We start from the raw sequence: 9,044 nt of genomic DNA on the forward strand, positions 1-9,044 counted from the left end.
CCCGAGCCCTGGACGGCGACGCGGCGGATCACCCTGCCGTCACGCGGTGACGCGGCCGATCACGAGGGGCAACTGCTCCCCCGCGGTCTCGCCCACCTCGTAACAACCGTCCAGGGCCGCGAGCGCCCGTTCGAACCGCGCCGCCTCGTCGGCGTGCAGCGTCATCAGCGGCTGCCCCCGGCGCACCGGATCGCCGGGCTTGGCGTGCAGGGTGATGCCCGCGCCCGCCGACACCGGGTCCTCCTTGCGCGCCCGGCCCGCGCCGAGCCGCCAGGCCGCCAGGCCCACCGCGTAGGCGTCGAGCCGGGCCAGCACCCCGGACGCCGGCGCCTCGACGGTCATCATCTCGCCCGCCCGGGGCAGCGGCGCGTCCGGGTCGCCGCCCTGGGCCGCGATCATGCGCCGCCAGGCGTCCATGGCCGACCCGTCGCCCAGCGCGTCAGCGGGGTCCTTGCCGGAGATCCCGGCCGCCTCCAGCATCTCCCGCGCGAGCCGTACGGTCAGCTCCACCACGTCGGACGGCCCGCCGCCCGCGAGGACCTCGACCGACTCCTCGACCTCCAGGGCGTTGCCCACGGCCAGGCCCAGCGGCCGGTCCATGGCGGTGAGCAGCGCGACGGTGCGCACGCCCGCGTCGGTGCCGAGCGCCACCATGGTCTCGGCCAGCTCGCGAGCCCGCTCCGGGGTCTTCATGAACGCCCCGGAGCCGACCTTCACGTCGAGCACCAGCGCGCCCGTGCCTTCGGCGATCTTCTTGGACATGATCGACGAGGCGATGAGCGGGATGGACTCGACGGTGCCGGTGACGTCGCGGAGCGCGTACAGCTTCTTGTCGGCGGGCGCGAGCCCGGACCCGGCGGCGCAGACCACCGCGCCCGCCTCGCGGAGCACGCCGAGCATCTCGTCGTTGGACAGCGAGGCCCGCCAGCCGGGAATCGACTCCAGCTTGTCGAGCGTGCCCCCGGTGTGGCCGAGGCCGCGCCCGGAGAGCTGCGGCACGTAGGCCCCGCAGGCGGCGACCAGCGGCGCCAGCGGCAGCGTGATCTTGTCGCCGACGCCGCCGGTGGAGTGCTTGTCGGCGGTCGGCCGGTCGAGCGCCGACCAGTCCATGCGCTCGCCGGAACGGATCATCGCCTCGGTCCAGCCGGCGATCTCGCGCCGGTTCATGCCGTTGAGCAGGATCGCCATGGCCAGCGCGGCCATCTGCTCGTCGGCGACCGCGCCCTTGGTGTAGGCGTCGATCACCCAGTCGATCTGGGCGGCCGTCAGCTCGCCGCCGTCGCGCTTGGCGACGATGACCTCGATGGCGTCCATCACGCCATCCGGGACAGGTCGTCGGGGCCGAAGGCGTACGGCAGGATCTCGGCCATCCGCTTGGGCCCGTCGACGGTCTCGACCAGCAGGTCGGCGCCGCCGAACTCCCACAGCAGCTGACGGCAGCGCCCGCACGGCATGAGCAGCTCACCGTGGCCGTCGACGCAGGTGAAGGCCACCAGCCGGCCGCCGCCGGACGCCTGCAGCGCGGACACCAGCCCGCACTCGGCGCACAGCCCCACGCCGTAGGAGGCGTTCTCCACGTTGCAGCCGGTCACCACGCGCCCGTCGTCGACCAGCGCGGCGGCGCCGACCGGGAACTTCGAGTATGGAGCGTAGGCGTGGTGCATGGCCTCCGCGGCCTCGGCGCGCAGTGACTCCCAGTCGATGCTCAATGCTGTTCCCCCCGTCGGTAGCGTACGCCGTCGGCCTTGGGCATCCGCAGCCGCTGCGACGCGACGAGGAGCACCAGCAGCGTGAGCACGTGCGGCGTGATGAAGACGAACTCGTTCGGCAGCCGGTCGACGGTCAGCCAGAGCCAGAAGAGCACGGCCGCGCCCACCACGGCGGCGCCCATCGCCGTGTAGTCCTTGACGGTCAGCGCCGACAGCCCGTCCGCCCGGCGGGCCCTGACGCCGAGGTAGATCAGCAGCAGGATCGCGCCCAGGAGCAGGAAGGACGTGATCGCCCCCTGGCTGCGCAGTTGCAGGCCGTCGGCGTACCCGAAGAGCGCGGCGCCGGCCGCGAGCCCGCCGGGCCGCCAGTTACCGAAGATCATCGCGGCGAGGCCGATGAAGCCGCGCCCGGCCGTCTGCCCCTCGACGTACTTCGTGCTGACGAAGACCAGGAACACGCCGCCCAGCCCGGCGAACGCGCCGGAGATGACCACCGCGATGTACTTGATCCGGTAGACGTTGACGCCCAGCGACTCGGCCGCCCACGGGTTCTCGCCCGCGGAGCGCAGCCGCAGACCGAAGGAGGTGTGCCAGAGCACGAAGAACGTCAGCGGCAGCATCAGCACGGCCAGGATGACCAGCACGTTCACGTTGTGCGTGAGCCCGCGCAGGATGCCCGCCACGTCGCCGATCAGGAACCACCTGGTGCTCTCCAGGCTGCCCAGCCAGTCGGGCCCGTCCGACAGCAGCGGCAGGCTCAGCTCGGGCGCCGCGGACGACATCGCGGGCGAGGTGGTGATGCCCGCGCCCGCCTGGTTGGCGGGGCTGCCCTCCTTGTAGAGCACCTCGGACAGGAACCGGGTGACGCCAGGACCGAGCAGGTTGATCGCCACACCGCTGATGATGTGGTCGACGCCGAAGGTGACGGTGGCGATGGCGTGGATGAGGCCGCCGATCGCGCCCGCGAGCAGCCCGGCGACGAGCGCCGCGTAGGGGCCCCACTGGTAGCCGGCCCAGCCGGCGAACCACGTGCCGAGCACCATCATGCCTTCGAGGCCGATGTTGACCACGCCCGCGCGCTCGGCCCACAGTCCGCCGAGCCCGGCCAGCCCGATCGGCACCGCCAGCATGAGCGCGGCCGCGAAGGTGCCGGACGAGGTGATCTCGTCGGCTCCGGTGATCAGGCGGATCAGCGCCACGAGCAGGATCGCCGCGGCGACGCCGACGAGCGCCAGATGGTACTTGCGGGTCCTGGTCATGCTGCCACCTCAACGGGAGTGTTCCTGCCGAGCGCCTGGGCGGCCCGCCGTTCCTCGCGCCGCAGCGCGATCCTGCTGGTGATCTCGTTGGCGATGACCACGAGGAGGACGATGGTGCCCTGCATGATCGTGATGACCGAGGGCGGCACGTCCGCGAACTGCAGCGGCCCCTGCGCCCGGTCGAGGAAGCCGAACAGCAGCGCGGCCACCGCGATGCCCGCGGGCTTGTTGCGGCCCAGCAGGGCCACGGCGATGCCGAGGAAGCCGAGGCCCGGGGTGAAGTTGGAGCCGAACGCGTGCTCGTCGCCGAGGATCTCGGGCAGGCCGATCAGTCCCGCGACCGCCCCGGAGAGCACCATCGCGGAGATGACCATCCGCTTCGGGTCGACGCCCGAGGCGAGCGCGGCCGGCGCGTTGAGGCCGCTGGCCTTGACCTCGAAGCCGAACCTGGTGCGCTCCAGCACCAGCCAGATCCCGACGCCGAGCAGGATCGCCACGATCAGGAAGCCCCACAGGCCGTCGCCGCGCGGCGCGGGCAGGCCGAACATCTCCAGCAGCGCGTTCACATTCGGGAACCACGCCGACTCGGGCAGCACGGGCGTGCTCGTGGTGAGCTGCCCCTCCGCCCGCTCGCCGGCGAACGGGCCGCGGACCAGGAACGCGGCCAGGTTGATCGCGATGTAGTTCAGCATGATCGTGGAGATGACCTCGTTCACCCCCCGGGTCACCTTCATCACGGCCGGGATCAGCGCGTACAGGCCACCGGCGGCCGCCGCCACGATGATGATCACCGTGATCTGGATCGGCGCGGGTGCGACGAACGTCGAGCCGACGAACGCGGCGCAGATGGCCGCGATGCGGTACTGGCCCTCGACGCCGATGTTGAAGAGGTTCATCCGGAAGCCGATGGCCACCGCCAGCCCGGCGATGAACAGCGTCACCGCCCGGTTGAGCATGTCGGCGATGCTGGTCGACACGGCCTTCTCGGTGGCGCCGAAGTTCAGGAAAGCGGCGAACGCGTCCGCCGGGCTGGCGCCCACGGCGACGATCGCCACACTGGAGATGCCGATGGCCAGCACGATGGCCGCGACGGCGCCGGCGACGGTGAGCAGCGCCCTGAAGAGCCCCGCGGGCATCACGCCTCCTCAGTGCCGGTGATGGCACCGGTCATGTATCCGCCCAGCCGCTCTGGCGTGACGCCGGACGGGTCGAGCCGGGCGGCGAGCCGCCCTCGGTAGATCACGTACAACGTGTCGGACAGGCCGATCAGCTCGTCGAGGTCCGCCGAGATCAGCAGTACGGCCAGCCCAGCGGCGCGGGCGTTGCGCAGGTGCTCCCAGATGGCGGCCTGCGCGCCCACGTCGACGCCTCTGGTCGGGTGGGCGGCGATGAGTACCTTCGGCTCGCCGCTCATCTCGCGGCCGACGATGAGCTTCTGCTGGTTGCCGCCCGACAGGGCCAGGGCCAGCGTGTCGACGCCGGGCGTGCGGACGTCGTACGCCTCGACGATGCGCTGGGTGTCGGCCCTGGACACGCGCCGGTTGATCCAGAACCCGCGGCGGGCCGGTGGCCTGGTCTGGTGGCCGAGCACCCGGTTCTCCCAGAGGGACGCCTCCAGCAGCAGGCCCTGGCGGTGGCGGTCCTCGGGGATGTAGCCGATGCCCGCCTCACGGCGGCGCAGCGTGGGCCAGGCGGAGATGTCCTCGGCGCCGAGCGTGAGCCCGCCGCGCGCCTGGCGGATGCCCATGATGGCCTCGATCAGCTCGGACTGCCCGTTGCCCTCGACGCCCGCGATGCCGACGATCTCGCCCTTGCGGATCTCGAACGACACCTCGTCCAGCAGGCGCCGCCCGCCCTGCGCCTCCAGGGTCAGGCCGGACACCTTGAGCATGACGGTGTCGGTCACCGTGGACTCGCGGGTCTCCGGGGTGGGCAGCTCGTTGCCGACCATGAGCTCGGCGAGCTGGCGGGCGGTGGTGCCCGCGGGGTCGACGCCGGCGACCGTGGTGCCGCGCCGGATCACGGTGATCGCGTCGGCGATGCTGAGCACCTCGTCGAGCTTGTGCGAGATGAAGATGACGGTGAGGCCGCCGGCCTTGAGCTCGCGCAGGTTGTCGAAGAGCTCGTCGACCTCCTGCGGCACGAGCACCGCGGTCGGCTCGTCCAGGATGAGGATCCGCGCGCCGCGGTAGAGGACCTTGAGGATCTCCACCCGCTGGCGGTCGCCGACGCCCAGGTCCTCCACGAGCCGGTCGGGGTCCACCCGCAGCCCGTGGCGCTCGGCCAGCTCGTTGATGCGGCGGCGGGCGCCGGCCTTGTCGAGCACGCCGGCCGTGCCGGGCTCGGCCCCCAGCACGATGTTCTCCAGCACCGTGAAGTTGTCGGCGAGCATGAAGTGCTGGTGGACCATGCCGATGCCGACGGCGATGGCGTCGCTCGGGGTGCGGAAGGCGACCTCTTCGCCGTTGACCCTGATCGTGCCCTCGTCCGGCTTCTGCATGCCGTAGAGGATCTTCATCAGCGTCGACTTGCCGGCGCCGTTCTCCCCCACGATCGCGTGCACCGTTCCGGCGTCGACGGTGAGGCTGACGTCGTGGTTGGCCACGACACCGGGGAAGCGCTTGGTGATGCCCTCCAGCTGGACGGCTGGTGGAACCGCGGCGACGGTCTCGGCGTTCATCGGCCGCTCATTCGATCTCTCCTTGGCAGATACAGGCCGAAGGCCCGGGTCAGGGGACGCCGGGCCCTCGGGGAGGCATTCCTCAGATCACGGCTTGGTCGGGACCGTGATCTTGCCGTCGACGATGTCCTTCTGAGCGGCTTCGATCTTGTCCGCGATGTCGTCGATCTCACCGCCGGTGGTGGACAGGCCGACGCCGTCCACCTTGAGGTCGTAGATCACGTCGGTGCCGCCCTTGGCGCCACCCTGGAAGGCCTTGACGAACTCGAACACGCCCACGTCGACGCGCTTGAGCATGGAGGTCATGATGACCTCCTGGAGGTTGGTCTCCTTGACCGTCTGGCGCTGGTCGGAGTCGACGCCGATGGCCTTCTTCTTGGCCGCGGCCGCCGCCTGGAACACGCCGAGGCCGGAGTCGCCGGACGCGTGGTAGACGATCTCCGCGCCGTCCTGGTACATCTTCTCGGCCGCGACCTTGCCCTTGTCGGGGGCGCGGAAGCCGGTGAAGTCACCGTCGGGCGTGAGGTACGTCACGTCGATCTTGGCGTCGCTCTTGACCGACTTCACGCCGGCCTCGAAGCCCGCCTGGAACTTCTTGATCAGGTCGTTCTCGACACCGCCGACGAAGCCCACGTGGCCGCTCTCGGCCTTGAGCGCCGCCGCGACGCCCGCCAGGTAGGAGCCCTGCTCCTCGGCGAAGAGCAGGCCCGTCACGTTGGTGGCGTTGGAGGCCGAGTCGACGACCGCGAACTGGATCTCCGGGTATTCCTCGGCGGCCTTCTTGATGTCCTCGCCGTAGGCGAAGCCGACGCCGATGATCGGGTTGTAGCCCGCGTCGGCCAGCTGGGTCAGCAGCTCGCCGCGGTTGGAGCCGTCGGACGCCGGGCTGAGTTCCTTGATCTCCGCGCCGAGCTCGGCCTTCGCCTTCTCCAGGCCCGCGTAGGCGGCGTCGTTGAACGACTTGTCGCCGCGTCCGCCGATGTCGAACGCGAGACCGACCTTGAGCGCGCCACCCGCGGGGGCGCTGCTGCTGTCCGCGGACGGCGCGGTGCTCGCCGTCGTCTCCCCGCCGCTGCCGCTGCCGCCACAAGCCGCGGCCGCCATGAGCATGGCACCGGCCAGCGTGCCGGTCGCCAACCTGCCGAATCGCTTGCTGAGCAAGGCGACTCCTTCCATTTCCCCGGCCGTCAAACTTCATCGCAGGCGCGAAGAAATGCACGGCAACCCTGCACGGAAGATAGTTGGTTGACCAGGCCATACCAAACCGGCACACAGGGTCGCAACCGCTCCGTTATCGACCTCAAGCGGGACTGTGACCTGGCCGCGCCCTCACCCACGTCCGGAAGCTTTGCCCAATTTTGGGCCTCGCCATCCGGTCCGAGGGGATCGATCATGACAGGGCATTCCCCCAACCGGGGCAACCACTCAGGAGTCCTGCATGCACCCCTGGAAGGCAATCACCGTGCCGCTGGCCGCGGCCATGGTGCTCACCATGGCGTCCGCGCCGCCCGCGGCATCGGCGGACACCCCCGCCGTCAAGGTCGAAGGAGGCGCGACCCAACCGGTCTTCTCCCGCGCCGACGCGATCAAACAGACGGTCTTCGTCGAGGTGGCCGGCACCGACAGCGACAACGACGGCAGCCCCGACCGGGTCGCCGTCGACATCCTGCGGCCCAAGGAGACCGACCAGGGACTCAAGGTCCCGGTCATCATGGAGGCCAGCCCGTACTACGCGGGCGGCAACGACGTCGCCAACCACGTCGTGGACGTCGACGAGCACGGCAATCCGCTGCCCAGCACCCTGCGGGGGCAGTCCAAGCTGTCGAGCGAGCCGTTCGACTCCTACTACGACAACTACTTCGTGCCCCGCGGCTACGCCGTCGCCCTGGTCGAGAACCTGGGCAGCGGCCGCGCCACCGGCTGCCCGACCACCGGCGACCGCAACGAGACGGCCGGGCCCAAGGCCGCCATCGACTGGCTCAACGGCCGCGCCAAGGCCTTCGACGCCGCCGGCAACCCGGTCGAGGCCACCTGGTCCACCGGCAAGGTCGGCATGATCGGCGTCTCGTACAACGGGACCCTGCCGAACGCGGTGGCCGCGACCGGCGTCAAGGGCCTGGAGACGATCGTGCCGATCGCCGCGATCTCCTCCTGGTACGACTACTACCGGGCCAACGGCGGCGTGGTCGCGCCCGGCGGGTTCCAGGGCGAGGACGCGGACGTGCTGGCCAAGTACGTGCTCACCAGGGAGAACGGCCAGGAGGTGTGCGGCCCGGTCATGGACCACCTGACCGCCGCCCAGGACCGGGTCACCGGTGACTACAGCGACTTCTGGGACGACCGCAACTACCTCAACGACGTGCGCAAGGTGCGGGCCAGCGTCTTCCTCGTGCACGGGCTCAACGACTGGAACGTCAAGACCAAGCAGGCCGCCCAGTGGTGGTACGCCCTGGCCGAGCGGAAGGTGCCGCGCAAGATCTGGCTGCACCAGGGCACCCACATGAACCCGTTCAGCCTGCGCACCGCCGAGTGGCTGCGCCAGCTGCACGGCTGGTTCGACCACTGGCTGTACGGGATCGACAGCGGGATCATGCGTGAGCCGCAGGCCGACGTGGAGATCGCGGCCGGTCAGTGGGGTCAGCACAGGTCGTGGCCGCTGCCGGGCACCGCGCCGGTGCGGCTGTGGATGGGCTCGGACGCGAAGCTGGGCCTGCTGCCGCGACCGCTCTCGGCGCGCGAGTCGTTCGTCGACCAGAAGACCCGCACGGCGGAGCAGCTGGTGGAGAACGCCCCGGCCGCCGACCCGAACCGGCTGGCCTACCTCACCGGGATGCTGCCGACGGACGTGCGGATCTCCGGCACACCGGAGGTCACCGTGCGGGCCTCGCTGAAGAACGGCTCCTCGCCGTTCCTGACCGCGCTGCTCGTGGACTACGGCACCGACACGCGGCCCGACGGCAGGCTGCTGTCGACCGGCGAGGAGTACTGCTACGGCCAGGGCGTGCCGGGTGACACCGGCTGTACGGTGCTGCGCCGGCTGGGCACGGCCGAGACCGCGTACAAGATCGTCACCCGGGGCTGGCTGGACGTGCGCAACCGGAACCGGGCCGACCGGACGGAGCCGGTCCGCGCGGGCAAGGAGTACAGCTTCACCTGGGACTTCCAGCCCCAGGACTACCTGTTCAAGAAGGGGCACAGGATCGGCGTCGTGATCATCTCGACCGACCACGACTACACCCTGCGCTACCCGGCGGGCACCGAGGTGACGCTGTCGCCCGGCCGCTCGTCGCTGCGGCTGCCGGTGGTCTTCGGCCGGATCTCCTGACATGGGACGGCGGCGGGAGACCGGAGTCTCCCGCCGCCGGACCGTGTCTCGTCAGGCCAGCGCCGAGGTGA

7 protein-coding genes are annotated in these 9,044 nt (G+C 70.8%); 1 reads left to right on the top strand and 6 read right to left on the bottom strand.

The window, feature by feature from the left end:
• Positions 1-39: 39 nt before the first annotated feature.
• The 6 genes from KME79_RS06530 to KME79_RS06555 all read right to left on the bottom strand — a co-directional run bounded on the left by KME79_RS06530 (position 40) and on the right by KME79_RS06555 (position 6,809).
• The gene (locus KME79_RS06530; RefSeq protein ID WP_219543677.1) at positions 40-1,314 is read right to left on the bottom strand and encodes a thymidine phosphorylase; all 1,275 of its coding nucleotides are present in this window, start codon (positions 1,312-1,314) and stop codon (positions 40-42) included.
• A complete protein-coding gene (locus KME79_RS06535) occupies positions 1,314-1,709 on the bottom strand; it encodes a cytidine deaminase (RefSeq protein ID WP_148036938.1) in 396 nt (131 codons plus the stop codon). Before KME79_RS06535 ends, KME79_RS06530 begins: the two co-directional genes overlap by 1 nt.
• Complete coding sequence (locus KME79_RS06540; RefSeq protein ID WP_219543678.1) at positions 1,706-2,968, bottom strand: ABC transporter permease; 1,263 nt, start codon at positions 2,966-2,968, stop codon at positions 1,706-1,708. The genes KME79_RS06535 and KME79_RS06540 overlap by 4 nt, the downstream gene beginning before the upstream one ends.
• Entirely contained in the window at positions 2,965-4,104 is a 1,140-nt protein-coding gene (locus tag KME79_RS06545; protein WP_219543679.1) for an ABC transporter permease, read from the bottom strand. Before KME79_RS06545 ends, KME79_RS06540 begins: the two co-directional genes overlap by 4 nt.
• Positions 4,104-5,648, bottom strand: coding sequence for an ABC transporter ATP-binding protein (locus KME79_RS06550; RefSeq protein ID WP_219543680.1), 1,545 nt, complete (start codon positions 5,646-5,648; stop codon positions 4,104-4,106). The genes KME79_RS06545 and KME79_RS06550 overlap by 1 nt, the downstream gene beginning before the upstream one ends.
• An 87-nt stretch (positions 5,649-5,735) precedes the next feature.
• A complete protein-coding gene (locus KME79_RS06555; protein WP_148036934.1) occupies positions 5,736-6,809 on the bottom strand; it encodes a BMP family lipoprotein in 1,074 nt (357 codons plus the stop codon).
• A gap of 277 nt (positions 6,810-7,086) precedes the next feature.
• Between KME79_RS06555 and KME79_RS06560 the strand changes: the two genes are divergently transcribed.
• Positions 7,087-8,973: a Xaa-Pro dipeptidyl-peptidase gene (locus KME79_RS06560; RefSeq protein ID WP_219543681.1), complete on the top strand. Its 1,887-nt coding sequence runs from the start codon at positions 7,087-7,089 to the stop codon at positions 8,971-8,973.
• Positions 8,974-9,044 lie beyond the last annotated feature (71 nt).

This window comes from Nonomuraea harbinensis (genome assembly GCF_019396385.1).
GTDB classification, from domain to species: domain Bacteria; phylum Actinomycetota; class Actinomycetes; order Streptosporangiales; family Streptosporangiaceae; genus Nonomuraea; species Nonomuraea ferruginea.